The 24,555-nt window shown below is 67.8% G+C and carries 16 protein-coding genes; 9 read left to right on the forward strand and 7 right to left on the reverse strand.

The window, feature by feature from the left end; all coding sequences use genetic code 11:
* The first annotated feature begins 34 nt into the window (after nt 1-34).
* Nucleotides 35-625: a J domain-containing protein gene (locus tag V7Q48_RS06310; protein ID WP_333836939.1), complete on the forward strand. Its 591-nt coding sequence runs from the start codon at nt 35-37 to the stop codon at nt 623-625.
* A 51-nt stretch (nt 626-676) separates the two neighbouring features.
* Here the strand turns inward: V7Q48_RS06310 and V7Q48_RS06315 are convergent, their stop codons facing one another.
* From V7Q48_RS06315 to adh, 4 genes are all read right to left on the reverse strand, one after another.
* Nucleotides 677-2,950: a hybrid sensor histidine kinase/response regulator gene (locus V7Q48_RS06315; protein ID WP_333836940.1), complete on the reverse strand. Its 2,274-nt coding sequence runs from the start codon at nt 2,948-2,950 to the stop codon at nt 677-679.
* A complete protein-coding gene (locus V7Q48_RS06320) occupies nt 2,947-4,107 on the reverse strand; it encodes an FIST N-terminal domain-containing protein (RefSeq protein ID WP_442947099.1) in 1,161 nt (386 codons plus the stop codon). Before V7Q48_RS06320 ends, V7Q48_RS06315 begins: the two co-directional genes overlap by 4 nt.
* Before the next feature lie 110 nt (nt 4,108-4,217).
* Nucleotides 4,218-4,613, reverse strand: a complete 396-nt coding sequence (locus V7Q48_RS06325; RefSeq protein ID WP_333836941.1) for a DUF779 domain-containing protein — start codon at nt 4,611-4,613, stop codon at nt 4,218-4,220.
* Nucleotides 4,614-4,727: 114 nt separating this feature from the next.
* Nucleotides 4,728-6,248 (reverse strand): aldehyde dehydrogenase, encoded by a 1,521-nt coding sequence (adh, locus tag V7Q48_RS06330; protein ID WP_333836942.1) that lies wholly within the window; start codon nt 6,246-6,248, stop codon nt 4,728-4,730.
* A 262-nt stretch (nt 6,249-6,510) separates the two neighbouring features.
* On the opposite strand from adh, the gene V7Q48_RS06335 reads away from it, so the two are divergent.
* From V7Q48_RS06335 to V7Q48_RS06350, 4 genes are all read left to right on the forward strand, one after another.
* Nucleotides 6,511-10,506 carry an amino acid adenylation domain-containing protein gene (locus V7Q48_RS06335; protein ID WP_333836943.1) on the forward strand — a complete coding sequence of 1,332 codons (3,996 nt, stop codon included), beginning with the start codon at nt 6,511-6,513 and terminating at the stop codon, nt 10,504-10,506.
* A 256-nt stretch (nt 10,507-10,762) separates the two neighbouring features.
* Entirely contained in the window at nt 10,763-11,089 is a 327-nt protein-coding gene (locus tag V7Q48_RS06340; RefSeq protein WP_333836944.1) for a hypothetical protein, read from the forward strand.
* Nucleotides 11,086-13,728 (forward strand): hybrid sensor histidine kinase/response regulator, encoded by a 2,643-nt coding sequence (locus V7Q48_RS06345; RefSeq protein ID WP_333836945.1) that lies wholly within the window; start codon nt 11,086-11,088, stop codon nt 13,726-13,728. Before V7Q48_RS06340 ends, V7Q48_RS06345 begins: the two co-directional genes overlap by 4 nt.
* 275 nt (nt 13,729-14,003) lie before the next feature.
* Complete coding sequence (locus tag V7Q48_RS06350) at nt 14,004-15,329, forward strand: sugar MFS transporter (RefSeq protein ID WP_333836946.1); 1,326 nt, start codon at nt 14,004-14,006, stop codon at nt 15,327-15,329.
* Nucleotides 15,330-15,352: 23 nt separating this feature from the next.
* On the opposite strand, the gene V7Q48_RS06355 is transcribed toward V7Q48_RS06350, so the two are convergent.
* Both V7Q48_RS06355 and V7Q48_RS06360 read right to left on the reverse strand, forming a co-directional pair.
* Nucleotides 15,353-16,099: a 7-carboxy-7-deazaguanine synthase QueE gene (locus V7Q48_RS06355; protein ID WP_333836947.1), complete on the reverse strand. Its 747-nt coding sequence runs from the start codon at nt 16,097-16,099 to the stop codon at nt 15,353-15,355.
* Nucleotides 16,100-16,423: 324 nt separating this feature from the next.
* Complete coding sequence (locus V7Q48_RS06360) at nt 16,424-19,282, reverse strand: valine--tRNA ligase (RefSeq protein WP_333836948.1); 2,859 nt, start codon at nt 19,280-19,282, stop codon at nt 16,424-16,426.
* A gap of 128 nt (nt 19,283-19,410) precedes the next feature.
* Between V7Q48_RS06360 and V7Q48_RS06365 the strand changes: the two genes are divergently transcribed.
* From V7Q48_RS06365 to V7Q48_RS06380, 4 genes are read left to right on the forward strand one after another with little or no spacing between them, the layout of a single operon-like run.
* Nucleotides 19,411-20,526 (forward strand): MlaE family ABC transporter permease, encoded by a 1,116-nt coding sequence (locus V7Q48_RS06365; protein WP_333836949.1) that lies wholly within the window; start codon nt 19,411-19,413, stop codon nt 20,524-20,526.
* Nucleotides 20,527-20,530: 4 nt separating this feature from the next.
* Nucleotides 20,531-21,394, forward strand: a complete 864-nt coding sequence (locus V7Q48_RS06370; protein WP_333836950.1) for an ABC transporter ATP-binding protein — start codon at nt 20,531-20,533, stop codon at nt 21,392-21,394.
* Nucleotides 21,395-21,397: 3 nt separating this feature from the next.
* A complete protein-coding gene (locus V7Q48_RS06375; RefSeq protein WP_333836951.1) occupies nt 21,398-22,336 on the forward strand; it encodes an MlaD family protein in 939 nt (312 codons plus the stop codon).
* A gap of 17 nt (nt 22,337-22,353) precedes the next feature.
* Entirely contained in the window at nt 22,354-22,953 is a 600-nt protein-coding gene (locus tag V7Q48_RS06380) for an ABC-type transport auxiliary lipoprotein family protein (RefSeq protein WP_333836952.1), read from the forward strand.
* 56 nt (nt 22,954-23,009) lie between these two features.
* On the opposite strand, the gene V7Q48_RS06385 is transcribed toward V7Q48_RS06380, so the two are convergent.
* A complete protein-coding gene (locus V7Q48_RS06385) occupies nt 23,010-24,383 on the reverse strand; it encodes a glutamate--cysteine ligase (RefSeq protein ID WP_333836953.1) in 1,374 nt (457 codons plus the stop codon).
* Between the last annotated feature and the right edge of the window lie 172 nt (nt 24,384-24,555).

The raw sequence follows: 24,555 nt of genomic DNA on the forward strand, positions 1-24,555 counted from the left end.
TCCTTTCGGGTGTCGAGCCACCATGTGCAATGGCGTGAAGCAAGACAAGTTCCATGGCCGCGTCTCGAATTCCGGGCGCATCTGCAACGCCCCCGGCTGCGACGAAGCGGGGGAATTCCGTGCGCCCGGCGCCGAGCGTCCCGGCTTCGACGGGCCGGGCAGCTACCGCTGGTTCTGCCTCGATCACGTGCGCCAGTTCAATTCGGGCTACGACTTCTTTGCCGGCATGACGCCCGACGAGATCCTCGCCGCGCAATCGCCGATCGCCGGTTGGGAGACGCATACCCGCGCCTTCCGCCCCGACGCCGGCATCGACCAGGCGCCGCGCTGGAACGACTTTGCCGACCCGCTCGAGGCGATCGCCCGCCGCGCCCGTGCGCGCAAGGTCGATCACGAAGCCGCGCAGGAGGCCGCCCGCCGCGGCTTCAACCCCGAGGACCGCGCAGCCTTCGAGGCGCTGGGCCTGTCGTTCGATGCCGACCGCCACGCCCTGCGCCGCCGCTATGCCGATCTCGTGCGGCGCTATCACCCCGATCACAACGGCGGCGACCGCAGCCTGGAAGACAAGCTGCAGCGCGTGGTCAAGGCCTACGACCACCTGCGCCATTCGCCGGCGTTCCGGTAGGGGCGTTCTCGAAAAGCATGACGCCGCGGGCCGTTAGACCCGGCCCTGCGCTCAATTCATCATGGTCTGGAGCAGCGCGCGCAGTTGCGCCGGCTTCACCGGCTTGCCCAGCAATGGCAGCTTTTGTCCGGCAAGCCGCGTCTTGAGTTCTTCCGACCGGTCGGCGGAAATGATGATCGCGGGCAGGTCGCGGCCAAGCGCGGTGCGGATGTCGTGTACCGCCTGGTCGCCGGTCTCGGCATGGTCGAGGTGGAAGTCGGCGATGATCACGTCGGGCAGCGCGCCCTGATCGACCGGGCCCAGGCGGTCGAGCGCGGCGGCACCGCTGCCGGCGGCGGTGACCTGGCAGCCCCAGCCGCTGAGCAGAGTTTCCATTCCGAGCTGGATCTGCGCCTCGTTGTCGATCACCAGGATGCGCCGCCCCTGGATGGTGCGGTCGCGGGCGGGCTTGGCATGGGCGGGCACGGCGTCGGCCTGGCACTCGCCTTCGGGCAGGGTGACGGCGAAGCAGGCGCCGGCGCCGGCCTCCGAGTTCAGCGCGAGCGGGTGCTGCAACATGGCGGTGGCGCGGCGCACGATGGCAAGCCCGAGGCCCTTGCCGGGAATGCGGTTGCTGGTGTCGAGCCGGCGGAATTCCTCGAAGATACGCTCTTGCTGATCGTGCGGGATGCCGGGGCCGGTGTCGGCCACGCTCACGCGGACCTGACCGGGGGCTGGCTGGTCGACCGTGATGCGAACTTCGCCGCGCGCGGTGTAGCGGATCGCGTTGGACACCAGGTTTTGCAGGATGCGGCGCAGCAGTCGCGCATCGCTGCGGACCCACGCGGCGACCGGCTCCACCACGAAGGCAAGGCCGGCCGAACGTGCCATCGGGGCGAATTCGGTCTGAAGCGTGGCGAGCAGCGCGGCGAGGTTGACGTTGCCGAGCACCGGGGTGATGGCCCCGGCGTCGAGACGCGAGATCTCGAAGATCGTCTCGAGCAGATCCTCGACCGAATTGAGCGAGGTCGACGCCTGGTTGACCAGGGCGCGCGTGGGCAGTGCCAGGCGCCGTTCGGTCAGCGCGGCGATGAACAGGCGCGCGGCGTTCAGCGGCTGGAGCAGGTCGTGGCTGGCCGCGGCGATGAAGCTCGTCTTCGAACGGTTGGCGAGTTCGGCGGCGGTCTTCGCCTCGAGCAGTTGCGCCTCGATGGCGCGGCGTTCGGCCACTTCGGAGGCGAGCCGCTGGTTCAGCGCCATCAGTTCGGTGGTGCGCTCCGCCACGCGGCGTTCGAGCGTTTCGGCGGTGTCCTGCAGGATTTGCCGGGCGGTGGCGGGCTCGGTCACGTCGAGAAAGCCGACAACCATGCCGCCCAGCGCGGTGACGGTGGTGCGCACGTCCCAGATTCGCTCGCCCACCTGGCACAGCCGGTTGCGCACCGGCGCCTCGCCCTCGGTGCGCCAGTCGAGCACCTCGGCGCCGTCCATTGCCAGGCTCTCGCGGCAGAAGCGCACGAGGTCGGCGTGCTGGGACAGTGCACCGCTGGCATCGCCGGACAGACCGAGCAAGCGCTGCAGAGCCCCGTTCCACGCGGTCAGCCGGCGATCGGCATCAAACATGCACACGCCCTCGACCAGGTTGTCGAGCAGGGCCTGGAGCGCGAGGTTCTGTTCGGCAAGGTCGCGGGCGCGGGCGCGGGCGTCCTCGGCCTTGGCCTCGGTGATGTCGGTATAGATCCCGACGATGCCGCCTTCGCTGGTGCGCAACTCGTTGATCTGGATCCAGCGCCCGTCCGAAAGCGCCTGGACATGGCCACCTTCGGCCACGGCATGGCGCGCGAGCCGGTCCGAGACCCAGCGATCGGGCGACGACAGCGCGCCTGCGGGGCAGCGCTGCTCGGCCAGCATCGTGATGATCTCGTGGAACGTCGGCCTTTGCTGCGCCACGTCGACAAGGTCGGGCCAGAAGCCGAGGTAGGCCTCGTTGTAGAGCACCAGTCGGTCTTCGGCGTCGAACAGTGCGAAGCCCTCGTTGATCGATTCGATCGCGTCGCGCAGGCGGGTTTCGGCGGCCTCGGCTTCGGCGCGGGCTTGGGCCAGCTTGGCATTGGCGCTGGCGAGCTGGCCGAGCGCATCCTCGAGCGCGCGGGTGCGGTCGCGAACCAGCTGCTCCAGCGTGATCGCCCGTTCGAACATCGAGAATGCCGAGTGCGACAGATCGGTCGAACGCTCGACCCGGTCGATCAGCGCGGCGTTGATCTTGCGCAGCTTGCGCACCTCGTCCTCGAGGCGCGCGATGGTCGCGGCCTCTTCTTCTTCGGGACGAGGGGCGGGCAAGGTGCTCATCGCCCGATGGCCAGCCCGCTGAACGTCTGGTTCACGTGGAGGGCGTGGAACTGCTCGCCATAGGTATTGAAGCCGACCACGCCGTTGCGGCGATAAATGTCGGAAATCGGCCGGCCGAGCTGGCGTCGCTCGGCGTTGATGCGGTTGAGCACGCAATCGAAGGCGATGATGTGATCGATCTCGCCCACGGCCTCGCGGATCTCGGCAATCGTGCTGGTCACGCTCTCGAGCGGGTCGACTGGTTCGCCCAGCGTGAGCACGATGCCCTCGTCGATCGCGCAGTAGAAGGTCAGGCTTCCGTCGGGATTGGCGGTCTGGACGGCACGCACGTGATAGTCTCCCCCGGCACGCACCATGGGCGGGCACGCGGCGAACAGCGCCATGTCGAGGGCGGTGGGGTCGGTGCCGACATGGGGCGCACCCGCCAGCCGCAGGTATTCCTGTGCTGCCGGTTCGGCATTGATTTCGGTCACGCGGCGTGCGCCGGCATCGGCGCCGGTCACCACCATGCGGACGCTGCCGGGCTTGTAATGCTGGCGGCGGAACACGTGGAGCGGACGTGTCGTCGAGACGATCGCCACCACCGCGCCGGCGCCATGGAATTCGCCATCGGCGAAGATCGCGGTCTCCTTGAACATCATGCCGTCGCCCGACGATCCGCCGACCAGCGGGATCTCGCCGAGCGCATCCTGCACGGTCATCGCCAGCATCTCCTCGCTGTGCGACAGTCCGTCGACCAGGAACAGCGCGGCGTGGTTGACGTGCTCGCCCAGTGCGGCGCTGCCCAGTTCGGCCCGCGCCACAAGGTCGCGCACCGCGCGGCGTGCCTCGCTGGCATCGAAATGGATCAGGTCGTCGAAGCGGTGGCTGACCATGTGAAAGCCATCGGCGGGGAAGGCGATGAGGCTGATCGAATCCTCGTCGTAGCCGTCCTCGGTCAGCTCGCCTGAACTGGTGCAGCCGATCATCGGGAAGCGGTCCATCGACCACAGCCGGGCGGCGCGTGCCAGCGTCTCGCGATCGTAGCGATGCGAGCAGAACATGACCGCGCCGGCAAGTTGCCCGGCATCAATCCGGCGCCCGATCTCGGCGAAAGCATCATAGGGATCAGCTGCATGGGATGACGCCACGCCGACCTCGCAAGTGCGAATATCCACGGCCCTCTCCAAAACCGTTTGCGTCCTGTTCTAGGCGCACGGTGTTAACGTGCGCCGGGGACTTTGCAATTCGTCCGGAAGGGCCGGGTGAAATAAACATGAGGGGTTGCTCAGGTGTCACCACGCGGCGGCTCGCCCGCAGCCTCGAGCGCGGCTGCCTCGGCGTCGTCGAACACGCGCGAGCGGGTCAGGAAGCGTATTCCTTCCGGGCTTTCGAGCGACATGCCGGCGCCGCGCCCGGGCACGACGTCGATCGTCAGCTGGGTATGGCGCCAGTATTCGAATTGCGCGGCACCGATCCACACGGGCACGTCGCCGGCGATGTGGCCAAGCAGCACATCCTGACCGCCGACACGGAATTCGCCGCGCGGATAGCACATCGGGGCCGAGCCGTCGCAGCAGCCGCCGGACTGGTGAAACATCAGGGGGCCGTGGCTGGCAGTCAGCCGGGCGATCCAGCCATCGGCCTCGGGCGTGGACAGGACGCGGGGCGGGGGCTGGGTCATCGCTCTATCTCCAGAAGAAGGAAATGGGGCGGGTGCCGGTGACACCCGCCCCCCAATCCCGGCCCTTTGGCCGCGCTCCCGTGTCCGCCAGGAGCGCGCCTCGGCCGGTATGGCTCAGAAGAAGCCGAGCGCCTTGGTGCTGTAGCTGACCAGCAGGTTCTTGGTCTGCTGGTAGTGGTCGAGCATCATCTTGTGGGTTTCGCGCCCGATGCCCGACTGCTTGTAGCCACCGAACGCCGCATGGGCGGGATAGAGGTGATAGCAGTTGGTCCAGACGCGCCCGGCCTGGATCTCGCGGCCAAAGCGATAGGCGCGGTTGCCGTTGCGCGTCCACACGCCGGCGCCGAGGCCGTACAGCGTGTCGTTGGCGATGGCGAGGGCGTCGGCCTCGTCCTTGAAGGTCGTCACGGCCAGCACCGGGCCGAAGATTTCCTCCTGGAACACGCGCATCTTGTTGTGGCCCTCGAGCACGGTCGGGGTCACGTAGTAACCGCTGGCGAGTTCGCCATCGAGCGTGGCGCGGCCACCGCCGGTCAGCACCTTGGCGCCTTCGTTGCGGCCGATGTCGATGTACGAGAGGATCTTCTCGAGCTGGTCGTTCGAGGCCTGTGCACCGATCATCGTGGCAGGGTCGAGCGGGCTGCCCTGGCGGATCTTCTGCACGCGGGCGATCGCGCGCTCCATGAACTTCTCGTAGATCGATTCCTGCACCAGGGCGCGCGACGGGCAGGTGCAGACTTCGCCCTGGTTGAGGCCGAACATCGCGAAGCCTTCGAGCACCTTGTCGAAGTAGTCGTCGTCGGCATCCATCACGTCGGCGAAGAAGATGTTGGGGCTCTTGCCACCCAGCTCCAGCGTCACCGGGATGAGGTTCTCGCTGGCGTACTGCATGATCAGGCGGCCGGTGCTGGTCTCGCCGGTGAACGCGATCTTGGCGATGCGCTTGTTGGTGGCCAACGGCTTGCCGGCCTCGACGCCGAAGCCGTTGACGATGTTGAGCGTGCCGGCGGGCAGGATGTCGGCGATCAGTTCAGCCAGCACCAGGATCGACATCGGGGTCTGCTCGGCGGGCTTGAGCACCACGCAGTTGCCGGCGGCGAGCGCGGGCGCGAGCTTCCACGCGGCCATCAGGATCGGGAAGTTCCACGGGATGATCTGTCCGACCACGCCCAGCGGTTCGTGATAGTGGTAAGCCACGGTGTCGTGGTCGATCTCGCCGAGCGAGCCTTCCTGGCTGCGGATGCAAGCGGCGAAGTAGCGAAAGTGGTCGATCGCCAGCGGAATGTCGGCGGCGGTCGTCTCGCGGATCGGCTTGCCGTTGTCGATCGTCTCGACCATCGCGAGCAGGTCGAGGTTGTCCTCGAGGCGCTGCGCCACCTTGTTCAGGATGTTGGCGCGCTCGGTGGTCGAGGTGCGACCCCACGACTCGCGCGCGGCATGGGCGGCGTCGAGCGCCAGTTCGATATCCTCGGCCGTGCCGCGGGCAACCTGGCACACGGGCTGGCCGGTGATCGGCGAGATGTTGTCGAAATACTGGCCCCGAACCGGAGCTACCCACTTGCCCCCGATGAAGTTGTCGAACTTCTCCTTGATCGGACTTTGGGCCGAAAACTTGGTCATGGCTTCCTGCAACATGGCGCCTCTCCTTGAATCCCCTGGCGGTGCCCGTCGGGTGGCACGCTGTCGGGTGAAGATGCGGAAAAACGGGGCAGGCAAGCAATTGTACCTTGGGTCGAATCCCCGATCGCGGCAGATCAGGCGGTCGATCGGCGCGACGAATGACCGTCAGGCAGACGCGATGCAGTCGGCTGTCGCTGCGCAGCATTTCCAAGCGAATTTAAAGCATTTCTGCGGCGTTCCCGATTGACCACGGTCGCGCGCGCGCTAGGGGGCGGGCATGGCCTTCGATCCGCACGCCGCAAACCAGACACTGCACGGCTTTCTCGATGGGCCGGCGACGAAAGCGTCGCAGGCCTGCGCGATCTATGTGCCGGCGGGCCAGGGCCGCGACATCGACCAGTCGCTGACGTACGCCGATCTTGCGCAGCAGAGCGACGCGCTGGCACGCGCGATCGTGCAGCAATGCCTCGCCTCGGGAACTGCCGGCGCGGAGCCGGTGGTCGCGCTTTTCCTGCCCCGCACCTCGCCGATGCTCTACCTCGCGCAGGTCGCGGTGCTCAAGGCGGGTGCGGCGTTCACCTGCCTCGATCCCTCGTTCCCCGATGCGCGGATGCAGGACATCCTCGACGATGCCGCGCCCGTGCTGGTCCTGTCGGAAACCGCGACCCATGCGCGCCTGCAGGCGCTGGCCGGCGTTCATTGCCCGGTCCGCGACCCAGCCGCCATGCTGGCGGCCGCACCGCTCGACGATGCCGTTGCCCTCCCGCCCGCGGACCCGGCGCGTCTGGCCTACCTGATCTATACTTCGGGCACGACCGGCAAGCCCAAGGGCGTGATGATCGAGCATCGCCAGATCGCCAATCTCGTCGCCTCGGACATGATCGAGTTCGGGCTCGGTGTGGGCGACCGCGTGGTCCAGGGATCATCGGTCGCCTATGATTCCTCCATCGAGGAAATCTGGCTGGCTTTCGCCTCGGGCGCGACACTGCTGGTCATGGACGATGCGGCCGCTCGGCTGGGCCCCGATATCGTCGCATGGCTCGCCGATCACCGCGCCAGCGTGTTCTGCCCGCCGCCCACCCTGCTGCGCAGCAGTGGTTGCAGCAATCCCGCGGTCGCACTGCCGCAGCTCAAGTTGCTTTACGTGGGCGGGGAGGCCCTGCCGGCAGACATCGCGGCGCTGTGGGGGGCAGGGCGCCGGCTGGTCAACGGTTACGGCCCGACCGAATGCGCCGTGACCTGCCTGCGCGGAGACATCGTGCCCGGGGGGCGCATCACAATCGGCCGCCCGGTGCCGGGGATGGAGGCGCATGTCCTCGACGACGCGCTCGACGACGTAGCCGATGGCGCGCAGGGCGAATTGTGCATGGGCGGGGCCGGGGTCGCACGCGGCTATCGCAACCGGCCGGACCTGACGGCCGAGAAGTTCATCGACCATCCGCGCCACGGGCGGCTCTATCGCACCGGCGACCTCGTCCACCGCGAGGCCGACGGCAATCTCTTCTACCACGGGCGGATCGACGCGCAGGTCAAGATCCGTGGCTACCGCGTCGAACTGGGCGAGATCGAGGCGCAGCTTGCGGCGCTTCCCGGCGTCCTGGCCGCCGGCGCCCGGTTGCAGGATCGCGCCGGGGTGCCCGAACTGGTCGGCTATGTCGTGCCGCGCGACCCGGCCGCGCCGCCGCTGTGCGAGGCGCTGCGCCAGACGCTCGCCAGCAGCCTCCCGCCCTACATGGTGCCCCGCCAGATCGCGCTGATCGCGGCGCTGCCGACCACGGTCGGTGGCAAGCTCAACCGCGCCGCGCTGCCCGACATGCATTTTGCCCCCTCGCGCGAGGATGAGGCGCTGGTCGCCCCGGAGGGGCCGCTCGAGGCGGCGATCGCGGCGGCCATGGCCGACATTCTCAAGCGGCCGGGCGGCGTGTCAGTGACCGCCGATTTCTTCGAGGCGCTCGGCGGGGATTCGCTGACCGCCGCAATGCTCGTCACGCTGCTGCGCGAGGACTGGCGCACCGACTGGGTGACGGTGAGCGACATCTACGACGCGCGAACCACGCGGGCGCTGGCCGCCCGTGCTCCAGCTCCGGCCGAGAGCAAGGTCGATGCCGCGCTGCCGCTGATGCGCGAGGGGACGGCGAGGCCGGTCCTGGCGGGGCTGGTCCAGACGCTGTGGCTGGCGGCGATGGTGATCGTCGGCAGCTGGGGATCCTGGGTAGCCGCGTTTCGCGTGCTGCCGCCGGTCTTCGCGCATTTCGGACTGGCCGCGCTGCTGCTCCTGGCGCCGCTCGTCGGGCTCGCCGGGTTCCTGCTCTATCTTCCCGCGACGGTGCTCTTTGCCGTGGCGCTCAAGTGGCTCGTCCTCGGGCGCTACCGGGCGTTGCGTGCGCCGGTGTGGAGCCCGTACTATCTAAGGCACTGGGTGGTGCTTCAGGCCGTGCGGCTGATTCCCTGGCCGCTGCTCGCGGGCACCGAGCTGCAAAACATCGTGCTTCGCCTGCTCGGCGCGCGCATCGGGCAGCGGGTGCACATCCATCGCAATGTCGATCTGCGCCGCGGTGGCTGGGACCTGCTTGAACTGGGCGACGACGTATCGCTGGGGCAGGGCGCGCACGTCGGGCTGGTCGAACTCGACCGCGGGGACATCGTCGTGGCGCCCGTGACGCTGGAGCGGGGTGCCGCGCTCATGGTCCGTGCTGGGGTCGAAGGATCGACGCGCATGGGCGAGGGCAGCGTGCTGACCGCGCTTTCGGTCCTCAACGCGGGCAGCGCGGTACCGGCGAACGCGGTGTGGGACGGCGTGCCTGCGCAGCCGGCAGGCGAGGCCGCGCCGCTTCCCGCGCTGACCCGGACTGGCCCACGCCTTGCGCCGACGGCCCACGGGCTGGCGATGCTCGCAGCGCAGGGGCTCTTCGTGGCGATCTGTGCGCTGCCGGCCGAACTGCTGCTGCTCGGCCTGTGCCTTGCAAGCGGCGTCGACGCCATGGCGATCTGGCGCTGGATGGCCGCGCCCACGCTCGATCCGCGCGTGATCGCGGCGGTGCTGGCAACAACGGTCCTCGGCTTGCCGCTCGACGTGTTCTGGTCCGCGCTGGTGCTGCGCGCCATGGGCCGGGTGCGCCCCGGCGTGATCGACCGCTGGGGGCTCGGCTACATCCGCGTCTGGATCAAGTCCGGCGCGGTCTTCGCGGCGGGCGAATGGCTCTCAGGCACGCTGATGTTCAAGCACTGGCTGCGGCTGGCCGGCATGGCCGTGGGCGACAAGTGCGAGATCAGCACGATCTTCGACGTCACCCCCGAACTCGTCACGATCGGCGCCGAAACCTTCTTCGCCGACGGCATCTATCTGGGCGGGCCGGAACTGCGCGGCGGCACCGTGCGGGTCGATCGCATCCGGCTGGGGCGCAACACGTTCCTGGGCAATCACGCGGTGATTCCGGCAGGCGAGACGCTGCCGGGCGACATCCTCGTCGGCATATCGACGGTCGCCGATGCGCGCGAGATCAAGCGCGGGCAATCGCGCTTCGGCCATCCCAGCTTCGACCTGCCGCGCCGTCAGGTGGTAGAGGCCGACCGCAGCCTGACGCACGACCCGTCCACCATCCGCTATCTCAACCGCGTGATCTGGGAGGCGGCGCGTTTCGTCCTGCCGGTCTGGCCGATGCTGCTGGGCGCGGCCTGGTTCGTGATGATCGGCACGGCCATGGCGCACGGCGCCGGCCTTGCCACGATGGCCTGGCTGGTCGTGCCGGGCGCCACGCTGGCGACGCTGCTGGCGCTGTGCCTGTCCGTCACGGTGCTCAAGTGGACGCTGATCGGCCGGGTCAGGCCGGGGCAGCATGCACTGTGGTCGTGCTGGTGCAGCCGCTGGGACTTCGTCTACGTCGCATGGGCGCGCTATGCCAACCTCGTGCTCCAGCAACTCGAGGGCACTTTCATCCTGCTCGCCTACCTGCGCCTGATGGGCCTGAAGATCGGCCGACGCGCCGTGCTCGGTCCGCTGTTTGCGCAAGTGGTCGATCCCGACATGATCGAGATCGGCGATGGCGCGACTGTCCACGCCAACTTCCAGGCCCACACCTTCGAGGATCGCGTGCTCAAGGTCGACAAGGTCCGCATCGAGGCCGGGGCGACCGTGCATGCCGGGTGTGTTCCGCTCTATGGCGCGGTCATCGGTGCGGGGACGCGGGTCCTGGGCGGTAGCGTGGTGATGAAGCACGAGCATTTGCGCGCCGGCCTCGCCTATCAGGGCGTGCCGGTTCGCGTGGTCGGCTGACGGACAGGCCGAATTTATCCCGTTCCGGTACAAGCCGGATCCGTTTGCCCCACACGGTATTGTCGCTACGTTGCATTTTGCTTGATTGTACGGGGGCGGCGTTCAAAGTGCATATCCGCGTGATAGGTTCGTCGCGCCACGGCCGTGACGGAGGCGTGCGTTGATCCCATCTGCCCAGGTCGGGTGCGAAAAGCATCGATCAGGTTCCTCTTCTGTGCCTGCCCGAACGCCCGCGCATGCATCCTCGTGGCGGGCGATGATCCCTGCGTTGTTGCTGGCCGTGATGGGTATCGCGGGGTTGGCCTGGGTGACGGCTTCGCGCGATTCGCAGGCAGCAGAGGCAGGCCGCGGCGAAGTCGTCGTCGTGGCGCCGCCGGGCGCGAGCCTCGCGCAGACCATCGCGATCGTGAGCCGCGCAGGCGGCGCGATGGTGGCGCCGGGGCGCTTTGCCAACGTGGTCGTTGCCGCATCGCCGCGCGCCCATTTCGCCGATGCGCTGCGCCGGCAAGGGGCCTGGGCGGTGATCGCCTCGCCGCGCCTAGCCGGCTGTGTCGCCGCAGTACCCGATGGGGGCATGCCATGATCGCCGCGTCGGGACCGGACATCCTTCCCGAGCTCGAGGCACTGCGCGTCCGCTTTGCGCGGTTCGTGCTGGTGCTGCTGTGGCTGCACGTGCCGCTGCTCGGGCTGGTCGACTGGGTGGTTCAGGCCACCCCGTGGTTCGGTGCGGCCGCGGCCGGCGTGCTGGCGCTGGTCTATCACTTGGCGTGGTGGCGGGGCGGAGCCGAGCCGTGGGTCCGCCATATCTCCGCCGTGGCACTGGTCGGCCAGCCAGCCATCCTCCTGTTCGTCCTGCGCGGTCACTCGTGGCAGATGGACATGCACATGTATTTTTTCGCGATGCTGGCACTCGTCATTGGCTGGTGCGATCGCGGCGCGCTGATGATGGCGGCCACCGTGATCGCGCTGCACCACCTCGTGCTGCTCTACCTGCTGCCGATCGCGGTGTTCCCCGGCGCGGGCGACATCGGCCGCGTGCTGCTCCATGCGGCGATCGTCGCGTTCCAGACCACGGTGCTGGTCTGGCTGAGCGCGCGGTTGATCGAGGGCATGGCGCGCACCGCCGCGATGGGCGCGGAGATCCAGGCCAAGAACGTCGCGCTCGAGGCACGGACCCGCGAGGCGGAGGACGCGACCCGCGCCAAGAGCCTGTTCCTGGCCAACATGAGCCACGAGATCCGCACCCCGATGAACGCGATCCTGGGGTTCTGCCATCTCGCGCAGCGCACCCGGCTCGATCCGCGCCAGCAGGTCTACGTCGCGCGGATCGCCGACGCGGGGTCTTCGCTGCTGCGGCTCATCAACGACATTCTCGACTTCTCCAAGAACGAGGCCGGCAAGCTCACGCTCGAGGCGCGCCCGTTCGATGTGCGCGCAGTGATCGAGGCGCAGGCCCAGCTCGTCGCGGTAGAGGCCGAGGAGAAGGGCCTTTCGCTCAGGGTATCGGTCAATCCGCGCGTGCCCGGGATCGTCATCGGCGATGCGCTCCGCTTCGCGCAGGTCGTGCTCAACCTGCTCAGCAATGCGGTCAAGTTCACCGAACGCGGGATGGTGATGATCGAGGCGGACCTGGCAGAGACCGGCGAGGGCACGGTCACATTGGAATGCGTGGTGCGCGATACCGGGATCGGCATGGCCCCGGACCAGATCGGCACCCTGTTCGATTCCTTTTCGCAGGCGGACAGCTCCACCACCCGGCGGTTCGGCGGCACCGGACTGGGCCTCGCGATCTCGCGCCAGATCGTCGAGCACATGGGCGGCAGCATCGTGGCAGACAGCACGCCGGGGCTGGGCAGCGCGTTCACCTTTCGCGTCGTGCTGGGCGATGCCGGGGCCATGGCACGCGATGGGCTGCTGCCGGTGAATGCGCTGCGCACGCTGCGCATCGGCTATGCCGACGACAACACCGCCTCGCGCCAGATCATGCACGACCTCTTGAGCGGCTGGGACATGAGCGTCGATCTGTTCGCCTCAGGCCGCGAGGCGCTGTCGGCGGTCGAGGCTGCTGCTGCCGATGGACGTGGCTACGACCTGCTGCTGCTCGACTGGAAGATGCCCGAAGTCAGCGGCATGGACGTGGCGAGCGAAATACGCGCGCGGCGTTTCGCCCGCCCGCCAATGATCGTGCTGGTCACCGCCTATGGCAACGACGGCGTGCTCGATGATGCGGCGCAGGCGCAGCTGGATGGCGTCCTCGAAAAGCCGGTCAGCCCGCGTGCCCTGCTCGATGCCATGGCCCGCCTGTTTCCCGAACGCACCGAGATGGTCGCGCCTGCCGGTGCCCGGGCATCGGGCGAGCGCCAGGCCCCGCCCGACCCTGCCGAAGCGAGCGAGGATGCGATACGCGTCCGCGCCGGCATCCAGGGGCAGCGGGTCCTTCTGGCCGAGGACAACGCCATCAACCGCGAGATCGCGGTCGAATTGCTGACCGACGCCGGGCTGCTGGTCGACACGGCCGAGAACGGCCGGATTGCCTGCGCCATGGTTGCGGCGCAGCGCGGGCGCTACGGCGCCGTGCTGATGGACGTGCAGATGCCCGAGATGGACGGCATCGAGGCGACGCGCCGGCTGCGGGCCGACTGGACGGCGGCGCAGCTGCCGATCATCGCGATGACCGCGCACGCCCACGAAGACGAGCGTCGCCGCTGCCTCGATGCCGGGATGGACGATCATATTCCCAAGCCGGTCAATCCCGCGTTGCTGGTGCGCGCGCTGGACAGGCTGGTGGTGCCAATGATGCGCGATGCCGAGGGTGCGGGATCGGGCCCGATGCCCGTTTCCACCGGGGCGACCCCCGGTGTGCAGGACCTGCCCGACGATCTCCCGCCGTTCGGGATCGCGGCGGCATTGGCGCGGTGCGGCGGCAAGCGCACGCTGCTGCGCCGTCTTCTCGTCGATTTCGCCGATCTTTATGCCGGCGCGCCGGCGCGGCTGAACAGCCTGGTTGCGGCGGGTGATACCGGCGAAGCACATCGTCTCGCTCATTCCCTGCGCGGCGTGGCAGCCTCGCTGGAAGTGCCGCTGGTCGCCGAAGCCGCGGGCAGGGTCGAGCAGATCCTGGCCGCGGGCACCGACGCGGGGCTGGCTGCCGCGATCGACGACCTCGGGGCCGCGCTCGTCCCGGCGGTGTCGGCGGCACGCGGCTTGCGGGTCACCGCCTGATGCAGTCGCCGCGATTGCGGGAAGGCTGCGTTGGTCGCATTCGTATTCCCTGAATCCCCCGGCGTCGGGTGGTAGCGTTACAAACCCCGGCGTTGCGGCATTTGTCCGGTTCGTCCGCGTCATTCGCTCGTTTCGGCCGACCTGCCGCTGTACGCGCGGGGATTGGCAGGGCTGCAGCGGATGTGGCATCGCCGCCTGCGCTTTCCCCGCTGGGGGCAATCAGAGCGCCGCCGCGCCGACCTTTTCGGCGATGGACGCGCATGGAGAGAACGCGAATGGCACTGGCTCCCGGTCAAGCGAGCACCAAGTCCGACGGCGCCGGCGGCGCCTATGTCGATGCACCGCAGCTGCAGGTCTTCGTGATCGGCCTGTTCTTCATCTTCGGCGGAATCACCTCGCTGAACGACGTGATCATTCCCAAGCTCAAGGAACTGTTCACGCTGAGCTACACCCAGGCGATGCTGGTGCAGTTCTGCTTCTTTACCGCTTATGCGGTGATCGGCATTCCCGGCGCGCGGCTGGTCAAGCGCATCGGCTACATGCGCGGCGCGGTCGTCGGCCTGCTGGCGATGATGGCCGGCTGCCTGCTGTTCATCCCCGCCTCGCAAAGCGCGACGTACGGCGTGTTCCTGCTCGCACTGTTCGTTCTGGCGAGCGGCGTGGTCGTGGTTCAAGTCGTCGCCAACCCGCTGATCTCGATGCTAGGTTCGCCAAAGACCGCCAGCAGCCGCCTGACCTTCGCGCAGGCGTTCAACTCGCTGGGCACCACGATCTTCCCGTGGTTCGGCTCGGCGCTGATCCTCGGCAGCCTTGCCACGGTCAAGGCGGCGGATCTGTCCGGCCCGGCGCTCGACGCCTATCGCACGGCCGAGAGCGGCGCGATCGTCAAGGGCTACATCGGCCTTGCCATCGTCCTGGCGATCGTCGCTGCGGTGGTGTGGTCGATGCGCAATCGTCTGCCGCGCGAGGAAACCGCCGAGAGCGGCGGCTTTGCCGGTATCGACCTGCTGAGGCGCCCGCGCTTCGGCCTCGGTGCGCTGTGCATCTTCCTCTACGTCGGCGCCGAGGTTTCGATCGGCTCGCTCATCGTCAACTACCTGCGCCAGAGCCATGTCATGGGCCTTGAGGAAGCCGCCGCCGGCAAGCTCATCAGCCTGTACTGGGGCGGCGCGATGGTCGGCCGCTTTATCGGCTCGGCCGTGCTGCGCAAGGTGTCGCCGGGCAAGGCGCTCGCCTTCAATGCCATTGCCGCGATCGTGCTGCTGGGCATCTCCACGCACACGAACGGCGTGGTCTCGGGCTATAGCTTGCTGGCGATCGGCCTGTTCAACTCGATCATGTTCCCCACGATCTTCAGCCTGGCGTGCGAGCGCCTCGGCAGCCGCGCCGCCGACGGTTCGGGCATCATCAACGTCGCGATCTTCGGCGGCGCGGTGCTGCCGCTGCTGACCGGCGCCGTGGCCGATGTCACCACCAGCCTCGCGCTGGCGCTGGCGATCCCCGCGCTGTGCTATGTGGTGATCGCCGCCTACGGCTGGTACGCGCGCCGTCCGCTGGCGCAGGACTACGCCGACACGCACCCCGGCCACGCAGCCGCTTGATTGTGCAGGACCACGCGCGGCGCTCAGGTGCCGCGCGTGTCTCCGTAAAGATGGATGTGCAGGCGGTCGCTCATCCGCCACCAGTGGTCCAGCGCCACGTCCGACAGCCACCGCTCACGTTCGCGCAGGGTCGCGCTGTCGGTGCCCTCGGGCATCACGAACAGCCGCTCGCCGGGAATGGCATAGGCGGCCTGTAGCGCGGCCACCTCGTCGCAGTCGACCGGCGTCGCCACCACGAACTTGAAGAATGCGCGGGCGTCGATCGCCCAGGCGGCAAGCCGCTCGGGGATCAGCGCCAGGTCTGCCGGGTTGCCCGAGTGCGCCAGCTTGGGGCTGACGTTGAACTGGTCGATGAGCGGATCGATTGCGGGCGTCGGCGCGACGGTGCCGTTGGTCTCGATCTCGACATGCAGCGCCGGGCGCGCCTCTTTCAACGCCGCAAGGACGCGGGCGAGGGCAGGGGCCTGGAGCAGCGGTTCCCCGCCCGTGACGACCAGACGATCCTGCGGGAAAGCCAGCAGCCGGGCGACGACATCGCCCTCGTCCAGCACCAGCTGGTTGGCCTGCCGCTCGAAGGCCAGCCCATCGCGGTGCGGGCGATTATCGCCGGTAAAACGCCAGGTATAGGCCGTGTCGCACCACTGGCACGCGAGATTGCAGCGCGAGAGGCGCATGAACAGCGAGGGTCGCCCGGCCGATGGGCCTTCACCCTGCAGCGAGGCGAAGATCTCCGGCTCGCCCGGGGTGGTGGTGGCAAGAGCAAGCGTCATGGTCTGGATCCTCCCCATCCCATGGGGAGGTGGCAGGCGCGCGAGCGCCTGACGGAGGGGTGGGGGCCGACGTCAAGTGCCCCTCCACCACGCGCTGCGCGCGCGGTCCCCCTCCCCGCCTGCGGCAGGGAGGATCGTGGCGCCGGCAGTCTGCTGTGGGCGGTCACAAGCGTCATGGCTGTGATCCTCCCCATGTCATGGGGAGGTGGCAGGCGCGCCAGCGCCTGACGGAGGGGTGGCGGCGGCACAAGGCGATGCGCGTGGCCGCGCACCAGCCCCCGACCCCCTCCTTTGAAGAGGAGGGGGAGATGGCGCGCATCGGCATTACCCCAGCCGGGCCAGCGCGGCGGCGAGGCGCTCGGCTTCGGCGCTGTGGTGCGCGTGGTCGGCGCGGGCCTTCTCGACCGCTTCGGGCTTGGCGCGTTCGACGAACGAGGGGTTGCCGAGCCGGCCTTCGAGCGCCTTGGCTTCTTTCTGCGACGTGGCCAGCGCCTTTTCGAGGCGGGCCTTTTCGGCGGCGATATCGATCACGCCTTCGAGCGGCAGGACCAGCGTCGCATCGCCCGCGCCGATCTGCATCGCGGCGCCCGCCGGGGCGGGTGCGAAGTGGATCGCCGACAAACGCGCCAGACGCTCGATCGCCGCCGGGTTGGCCTCGATCACCGCGCGCGTGCGGGCGCTGGGTTCGGCGAGGTAGGCCTCGAGGCGGGCGCCGGGCGCGATGCCCAGTTCGTTCTTGGCGGTACGCAGCGCCGAGACCAGCGCGATCAGCCATTCGACCTCGGCCTTGGCGTCGGCATCGACCGCGGCGTGCGGCGCGGGCCAGCGCGCGACGATCAGTTCGTTGTCGCGTGCGCCAAGCGCGTGCCACAGTTCCTCGGTCACGAACGGCATGAACGGGTGGAGCATGACCAGGATCTGGTCGAGCACCCAGCCGGCAACGGCGCGCGTCTCGTCGTCGAACGAACCCTTGATGAGCTCGATGTACCAGTCGCAGAACGTGTCCCACACGAAGTGGTAGATCGTATTGGCGGCCGCGTCGAAGCGCAGATCGGCCATCGCCTGGTCGAGCGCCGCGACGGTCTCGACCACTTCGCCCACGATCCAGCGGTTGACCGCGCTGGTGGCCGTGGGCGCCGCGAGGCTGGACGATGCGCCGATGCCGTTGGCCTGGCAAAAGCGCGCGGCGTTCCACAGCTTGGTCGCGAAGTTGCGATAGCCCTCGACGCGCTTCTCATCCATCTTCACGTCGCGGCCCTGGCTCTCCATCGCCGCCATGAAGAAGCGCAGCGCGTCGGCGCCATAACTGTCGATCAGGCCGAGTGGATCGACCACATTGCCCTTGGACTTGGACATCTTCTGCCCATCGGCGGCGCGCACCAGGCCGTGGAGATAGAGCCGCTTCCACGGCACTTCGTTCATGAAATGCAGGCCCTGCATCGCCATGCGCGCATCCCAGAAAAACAGGATGTCGAATCCCGAGACGAGCAGGTCGTTGGGATAGTGCCGCGCGACCATGGCGGCCTCGTCGGGCCAGCCCAGCGTGGCGAACGGCCACAGCGCCGAGGAGAACCAGGTGTCGAGCACGTCAGAGTCACGGTAGATGTGAATGGAACCTGGATCGATCAGTGCGGCATTTATTTGTGCAATGCGATCGTCATGAATTTTGATATTTTCTGCAGGTGCATCATAAAATTCCGCAGCTTTTATTTTTGCCTCATCTTCACTCTCAGTAACAAAATACTGCAGCTCGAACTCTAGATCTCCATAATTTAGGCTGAAGAGGCCTATTTTACAGTCAAAAACCTTTCGAGGACCAAACCACGCCGGAATGCGATGACCCCACCATAGCTGGCGCGAGACGCACCAGGGCTGGATGTTCTCCATCCAGTTGAAGAAGGTCTTCTCCCACGACTTGGGCACGATCTCGATGGCGCCCGAGCGCACCGCCTCGATCGGCCGGCGGGCGAGGAACTCGGCGTTGACGTACCACTGGTCGGTCAGCCACGGCTCGATCACCACGCCGCCACGATCGCCGAACGGGGTCTGGATCGTGCGCGGCTCGGCGTCATGGAGGACTTCGTTGCCCTCTTTGTCTTTGGTCGCGTGCGGCACGAGATTGCCATCGGCCTTGAGCCGCTCGACCACCGCCTTGCGCGCGGCGAAGCGTTCGAGGCCGAGGAACTCGGCAGGGATCAGCCCGTCGGCGGTCTGGACCACGTTGGCTTCGGCATCGAGCATGTTGAGCATGTCGCGCGCCTCGATCCCGGCGCGGCGGCCGACCTCGAAGTCGTTGAAGTCGTGACCCGGCGTGATCTTGACCGCACCCGTGCCCAGTTCGGGATCGGCGTGCTCGTCCGCCACGATCGGGATGCGCCGGCCGGTGATCGGCAGGACGATGTGCTTGCCGATCACGCTTTGATAGCGCGCGTCCTCGGGGTGGACGGCAACCGCCATGTCGGCGAGCATCGTTTCGGGACGGGTCGTGGCGACGACGATGTGATCGGCACCGTCAGCCAGCGTGACGCCATCGGCCAGCGGGTAACGGAAGCGCCAGAAGCCGCCCTGGACCTCGCGCGTCTCGACCTCGAGGTCGGAAATCGCGGTCTTGAGCTTGGGGTCCCAGTTGACCAGGCGCTTGTCGCGGTAGATCAGCCCCTGCTTGTGCAGGTCGACGAAGACTTTGACCACCGCGCGGGTGAAGTGCGGGTCCATCGTGAACTGCTCGCGGCTCCAGTCCATCGAGCAGCCGAGGCGGCGCAGCTGGCCGGTGATCGTGCCACCGCTTTCGCGCTTCCAGTCCCAGACCTTCTCGACGAACTGCTCGCGCGTGTAGTTGGTGCGCTTGTCGCCCGCGGCCTCGAGCTGGCGCTCGACCACCATCTGCGTCGCGATGCCGGCGTGGTCGGTGCCCACCACCCACAGCGCGTCCTTGCCCTTGAGGCGCTCGTGACGGATCACGATGTCTTGGAGCGTGTTGTCGAGCGCGTGGCCGACGTGGAGCGAACCGGTGACGTTGGGCGGCGGGTTCACGATCGTGAAGGGCTGCGCGTCACCGCGCTCGGGGCGGAACAGGCCGTTCGCTTCCCAATGCTTGTACCAGCGCGCCTCGATGGCGGCCGGCTCGAACGTTTTGGCCAATTCGGTCTGGGCCGATTCCTGCGGTGTGGTGGTCTCGCTCATGGCCCGGGGCCTTGCCCGTTTCGCCGCTTGATCGCAAGCGTGGGCAGGAACTGAACGATTGGTTCATGCGTTCCGCCGCACGTGTTGCACTTGTCGCCCCACATCTTTTCCCGCATGAAGTGGGCCGCATGAGAGCTTTGGCCGAATTCTCGATCGAACCGTCCGACAGTGGCGGGGGCACGTTGGTGTTCAGCGGGCCCATGGTCGTATCCTCGCTCGGCGTGATCGACAGCAAGTTGCGCGCGATTTCCGAACCCGTTGCCGAGATCGACGTCTCGGCGGTGGAGCGGATGGACACGGTCGGGGCGTGGACCGTGTGGCGCCTGTCGCAACAGCTCGACGCCAAGATCGTCAATTGCCGCGAGGAGGCCGAGCGCCTGATCGAGGCGATCAGCAAGACCGACGACAACCGCGAGAGCGTGCGCGCGCCGCGCCTGCCGCTGCTGACCCGCGTTCCCGACGAAGTCGGCACGATCGTGATCGGGCTGGCCAAGGGCTGGTTGCAGGTGGTCGGGTTCCTCGGCCAGGTGGTGATCGCGGCGGGCATGATGCTGCGCCATCCGCGCCGCTTCCGTGGCAAGGCGCTGGTCCACCAGATGGAACTGGTCGGCGTCAACGCCCTCGGCATCGTCGGGCTGATGAGCTTCCTCGTCGGTATCGTCATCGCGCAGCAAGGCGCGGTGCAGCTCCAGCAGTTCGGCGCAGAGATCTACACCGTCAATCTCGTCGGCCGCCTGACGCTGCGCGAACTGGGCATTCTGATGACCGCGATCATGGTCGCCGGTCGTTCGGGCTCGGCTTTCGCCGCGCAACTGGGCACGATGAAGCTGACCGAGGAGGTCGACGCCATGCGTACGATCGGCGTCTCGCCGACCGAGGCGCTGGTGATCCCGCGCATCGCCGCCACCATGGTCATGCTGCCGCTGCTCGGCATCTATTCCTCGTTTCTGGGGATTATCGGCGGCGCGGTACTGGCCTCGCTGGCGCTGGGCATTCCCTTCTTCACGTTCCTCTCGCGCATCCAGGAAGTCGTGCCGCTGCACGACGTCTTCGTCGGGCTGGTCAAGGGGCCGGTGTTCGGACTGATCGTCGCGGTGGCGGGCTGCTACCAGGGCATGCAGGTCAAGACCAACGCCGAGGAAGTGGGCGGCCGCACGACGTCGGCGGTGGTCATGGCGATCTTCATGGTCATCGTGCTGGACGCGGTCTTCGCCATCTTCTTCACCAAGATCGGCTGGGGTTGAGACGATGAACCAGCCCCACCTCGAAGACATTCCGCCCGAGTTCGACGGCGACTATCCGATCCGCGTGCGCGGCCTCGTCAACCGGTTCGAGGACCATGTCGTGCACGACGGGGTCGACCTCGACGTGCGGCGTGGCGAGATCATCGGCGTGGTCGGCGGTTCGGGCACCGGCAAGTCGGTGCTGATGCGCTCGATCATCGGCCTGCAACTGCCTGCCGAAGGCTCGATCGAAGTGCTCGGCCGCTCGATCACCGACGCGCGCGACGACGAGGATATCGACATCCGCAGCCAGTGGGGCGTGCTGTTCCAGGGCGGCGCGTTGTTCTCGACGCTGACGGTGGCGGAAAACGTCGAAGTGCCGCTGCGCGAGTTCTATCCCGAGATCACCGACGATCTGCGCCATGAAATCGCGCGTTATAAAGTGCTGCTCTCGGGGCTCCCGGCCAACGCCACCAATAAGTACCCGTCCGAGCTGTCGGGCGGCATGAAAAAGCGTGCCGGCCTGGCGCGGGCACTGGCGCTCGACCCCGAACTGCTGTTCCTCGACGAGCCGACCGCCGGCCTCGATCCGATCGGCGCGGCGGCATTCGACGATCTGATCCGCAGCCTGCAGGAAACGCTGGGGCTGACCGTGTTCCTCATCACGCACGATCTCGATACGCTCTATGCGATCTGCGACCGTGTGGCGGTGCTGGCCGACAAGAAGGTGATCGCGGTCGGGACGATCCCCGAACTGCTGGCGCTGGACCATCCGTGGATCCAGGAATATTTCAACGGGCCGCGCGGACGCGCCGCCCAGGACGCACAGGGCCGTGACGCGAACCACGTGGTTCCCGCGCGCGCCGCCGAAGGGCTGGAGCAGGACTAAGCGATGGAAACGCGGGCAAACCATATCTGGGTCGGTGCCGTCACCCTGCTCTTGCTGATCGGCGCAGCGCTCCTGACCGTCTGGGTCGCGCGGCTGAGCCAGCACGTGCAGAACGAATACGACATCTTCTTCAAGCAGTCGGTCGACGGGCTGGCCAAGGGTTCCGAGGTCTCGTTCTCGGGCGTGCCCTCGGGCCAGGTGAAGGATATCGAGCTGTGGGAGAAGGACCCCGAGTTCGTGCGCGTGCGCATCGCCATCGATCGCCGCGTGCCCATCCTGCTGGGCACCACCGCCAGCATCCAGGGCAGCTTCACCGGCGTCTCGACCATCCAGCTGGCCGGCGCGGTGAAGGGCGCCCCGCCGATCGACCAGCCGGGGCCGGAAGGCGCGCCCGTCATCCCGACCAAGCGCTCGGGCCTGGGTGAAATCCTGTCCAACGCGCCACTGCTGCTGGAGCGCCTCGCGACGCTGACCGAGCGGCTGACGATGGTGCTGTCGGACAAGAACCAGAAGTCGATCGAGAACATCCTGGCGCATACCGACAAGATGACCGCCAACCTGGCCGACGCCTCGCCGCAGGTCCAGCGCACGCTGGCCGAACTGCAGGCCACGCTGCGCCAGGCGACCTACACGCTCTCGGCCTTCGAGAAGGTGGCGGGTTCGGCCGACAAGATGCTCAACGACGAGGGCAATGGCCTGGCGCAACAGCTGCGCACGACGCTCAAGTCGGTGCAGGGCGCAGCCGATGCGCTGCAGGGCACGGTCAATTCCGCGCAGCCCGGCGTGAAGCAGTTCAACGAGAAGACGCTGCCCGCGGTCAATGACGCGATGCGCGAGTTGCAGTCGACCACCCGCTCGCTGCGCGAAGTGACCGACAAGATCAACGATCGCGGTGTCAGCAGCATCGTCGGCAGCCCCAAGCTGCCCGACTACAAGCACTGAGTGCAGGGGAGTTTCGCATGACCAATCGTTTTATCCCCGCCCGTATCGTCCCGGTGGCCCTGCTGGCCGCCACCGCGCTCGGCCTCTCGGGATGCGTGAGCATCGGCGCCAAGGTGCCGCCTACCCTGTTGTCGCTCACGCCCGATGCGGCGGTGCCGGCGGGGCAGGGCGCCAGCGGCACGCTCGCCAAGTCGGTCGTGGTGATGGAGCCTTCGGCCGATGCCCGCGTGGCCGTGCTGCGCGTACCGGTGCAGGTCGACGCCAGCAGCGTCGCCTATCTCAAGAAGACCGCCTGGATCGAGCGTCCAGCGCGCCAGCTCCAGCATCTCATCGCCGAGACGCTGCGCGCCAAGGGCGGCCGCCTGGTCGTCGAGAGCGACACGAACGCCTGGCAGCAGCGCCTCTCGGGCCGTCTCCTCGCCATGGGTTACGACCTGCCGACGCGCAGCGTGGTCGTGCGGTTCGACGCGGTCAAGGAAGCGCCCGGCGGCAAGCTGGAGACGCGCCGTTTCGAAGGCGTGGTACCGGGTATCGCCGACAACCCGCAGGCGATCGGGCCGGCGCTCAACCGCGCGGCCAACGACGTGGCGCGCCAGGTCGTCGACTGGATGGGCTGAGGCCCAAGCACCCATCGCTAGAGCCGGCGCGACCCGCGCGCCGGCCGATCAGTCGTTTAGAAGCTCTTGGCGGCGTAGATCTTGGTCAGGTCGCCGCCCCACTCGCCGTTGTAGAGGTCGAGCAGGCGTTCGGCCGAAGTCTTGCCGCTGGCGACGATCTCGTCGAGCGGCTGGAGGTAGCCGGTCTCGTTGTCACCGGCGCCATTGAGGCGGCCACGCGCGGCAAGGCCGCCACGCGCGATGTCCAGCACGTGTGCCGCGATGTCGCGCAGCGTGCCGCCACCGGGAAGCGGCGCGTCGAGGCCCAGCTCGGGCACGCTCGAGCGCAGGCGCTCGCGGCCATCCATGTCCCAGCCTTTGACCAGATCCCAGGCCGCGTCGAGCGCGCCCTGGTCGTAGAGCAGGCCGACCCACAGCGCGGGCAGCGCGCAGATGCGGTTCCATGGTCCGCCGTCGGCGCCGCGCATCTCGAGGAACGACTTGAGGCGCACTTCGGGGAAGGCGGTGGAGAGATGGTCGACCCAGTCGGACTTGCGCGGCTTTTCGCCGGGCAGTGCGGGCAGGCGACCATCGAGGAAGTCGCGGAACGACTGGCCGGCCGCGTCGATGTACTTGCCGTCGCGATAGACGAAGTACATCGGCACATCGAGCATGTAGTCGACATAGCGCTCGTAGCCGAAGCCGTCCTCGAAGACGAACGGCAGCATGCCGGTGCGCGCCGGGTCGGTGTCGGACCAGATGTGGCTGCGATACGAGAGATAGCCGTTGGGCTTGCCCTCGAGGAACGGCGAGTTGGCGAAGAGCGCGGTGGCGAGCGGCTGCAGCGCCAGGCTGACGCGGAACTTCTGCGCCATGTCCGCCTCGCTCGAATAGTCGAGGTTGGTCTGGATGGTGCAGGTGCGCAGCATCATGTCGAGGCCCATCGTACCCACGCGCGGCATGTGCTGCAGCATGATGGCATAGCGCCCCTTGGGCATGATCGGCAGCGCCTCGCGCGTCTTGTCGGGCCACAGGCCCATGCCGAGGTAGCCGAGGCCGAAGCGTTCGCCGATCGCCTTGACCTGGGCGAGGTGGCGACCGGTTTCGGCGCAAGTCTGGTGAAGGTTTTCGAGCGGGGCGCCCGACAGCTCGAGCTGTCCCGCCGGCTCGAGGCTGACCGCGCCGTCGGGGCCGGACATGGCAATGACCTTGCCGCCTTCCTCGATCGGCTCCCAGCCATAGTCGGTGAGCGCCATGAGCAGGTCGCGAATGCCGCCGGGCTCGTCGTACGACGGCGCGGCATGATCGGCCGTGCGATAGACAAACTTCTCGTGCTCAGTGCCGATTCGCCAGCGGTCGCGGGGCTTTTCGCCGCGTTGCATGGGCGCGACGAGATCGTCGCGGCTTTCGATCAGAGGATCGTTGCTATCTGAAACCTGTCGGGTGCTCATGGGCGCCTGCGTTAGTGGGCAAAAGGCGGTTGCGCCAGTGCTAAACGCGGGATGAACGGTTGCACCTCGGGAACGATCCAGCCGTGGGCGAGGGGGAGCTCTAAAGCCCCTCCACCACCGGCTGCGCCGGCGGTCCCCCTCCCCACCTGCGGCAGGGAGGATCGGACCAGAT

Source organism: Novosphingobium sp. (genome assembly GCF_036803765.1).
Taxonomy (GTDB): Bacteria; Pseudomonadota; Alphaproteobacteria; order Sphingomonadales; family Sphingomonadaceae; genus Novosphingobium.

What these genes read in the sequence shown, in the direction of transcription:
- V7Q48_RS06315 (WP_333836940.1), bottom strand. Translation starts at nt 2,950, where the DNA reads ATGAGCACCTTGCCCGCCCCTCGTCCCGAAGAAGAAGAGGCCGCGACC.
- V7Q48_RS06325 (WP_333836941.1), bottom strand. Translation starts at nt 4,613, where the DNA reads ATGACCCAGCCCCCGCCCCGCGTCCTGTCCACGCCCGAGGCCGATGGC.
- adh (WP_333836942.1), bottom strand. Translation starts at nt 6,248, where the DNA reads ATGTTGCAGGAAGCCATGACCAAGTTTTCGGCCCAAAGTCCGATCAAG.
- V7Q48_RS06335 (WP_333836943.1), top strand. Translation starts at nt 6,511, where the DNA reads ATGGCCTTCGATCCGCACGCCGCAAACCAGACACTGCACGGCTTTCTC.
- V7Q48_RS06340 (WP_333836944.1), top strand. Translation starts at nt 10,763, where the DNA reads ATGATCCCTGCGTTGTTGCTGGCCGTGATGGGTATCGCGGGGTTGGCC.
- V7Q48_RS06345 (WP_333836945.1), top strand. Translation starts at nt 11,086, where the DNA reads ATGATCGCCGCGTCGGGACCGGACATCCTTCCCGAGCTCGAGGCACTG.
- V7Q48_RS06350 (WP_333836946.1), top strand. Translation starts at nt 14,004, where the DNA reads ATGGCACTGGCTCCCGGTCAAGCGAGCACCAAGTCCGACGGCGCCGGC.
- V7Q48_RS06355 (WP_333836947.1), bottom strand. Translation starts at nt 16,099, where the DNA reads ATGACGCTTGCTCTTGCCACCACCACCCCGGGCGAGCCGGAGATCTTC.
- V7Q48_RS06360 (WP_333836948.1), bottom strand. Translation starts at nt 19,282, where the DNA reads ATGAGCGAGACCACCACACCGCAGGAATCGGCCCAGACCGAATTGGCC.
- V7Q48_RS06365 (WP_333836949.1), top strand. Translation starts at nt 19,411, where the DNA reads ATGAGAGCTTTGGCCGAATTCTCGATCGAACCGTCCGACAGTGGCGGG.
- V7Q48_RS06370 (WP_333836950.1), top strand. Translation starts at nt 20,531, where the DNA reads ATGAACCAGCCCCACCTCGAAGACATTCCGCCCGAGTTCGACGGCGAC.
- V7Q48_RS06375 (WP_333836951.1), top strand. Translation starts at nt 21,398, where the DNA reads ATGGAAACGCGGGCAAACCATATCTGGGTCGGTGCCGTCACCCTGCTC.
- V7Q48_RS06380 (WP_333836952.1), top strand. Translation starts at nt 22,354, where the DNA reads ATGACCAATCGTTTTATCCCCGCCCGTATCGTCCCGGTGGCCCTGCTG.
- V7Q48_RS06385 (WP_333836953.1), bottom strand. Translation starts at nt 24,383, where the DNA reads ATGAGCACCCGACAGGTTTCAGATAGCAACGATCCTCTGATCGAAAGC.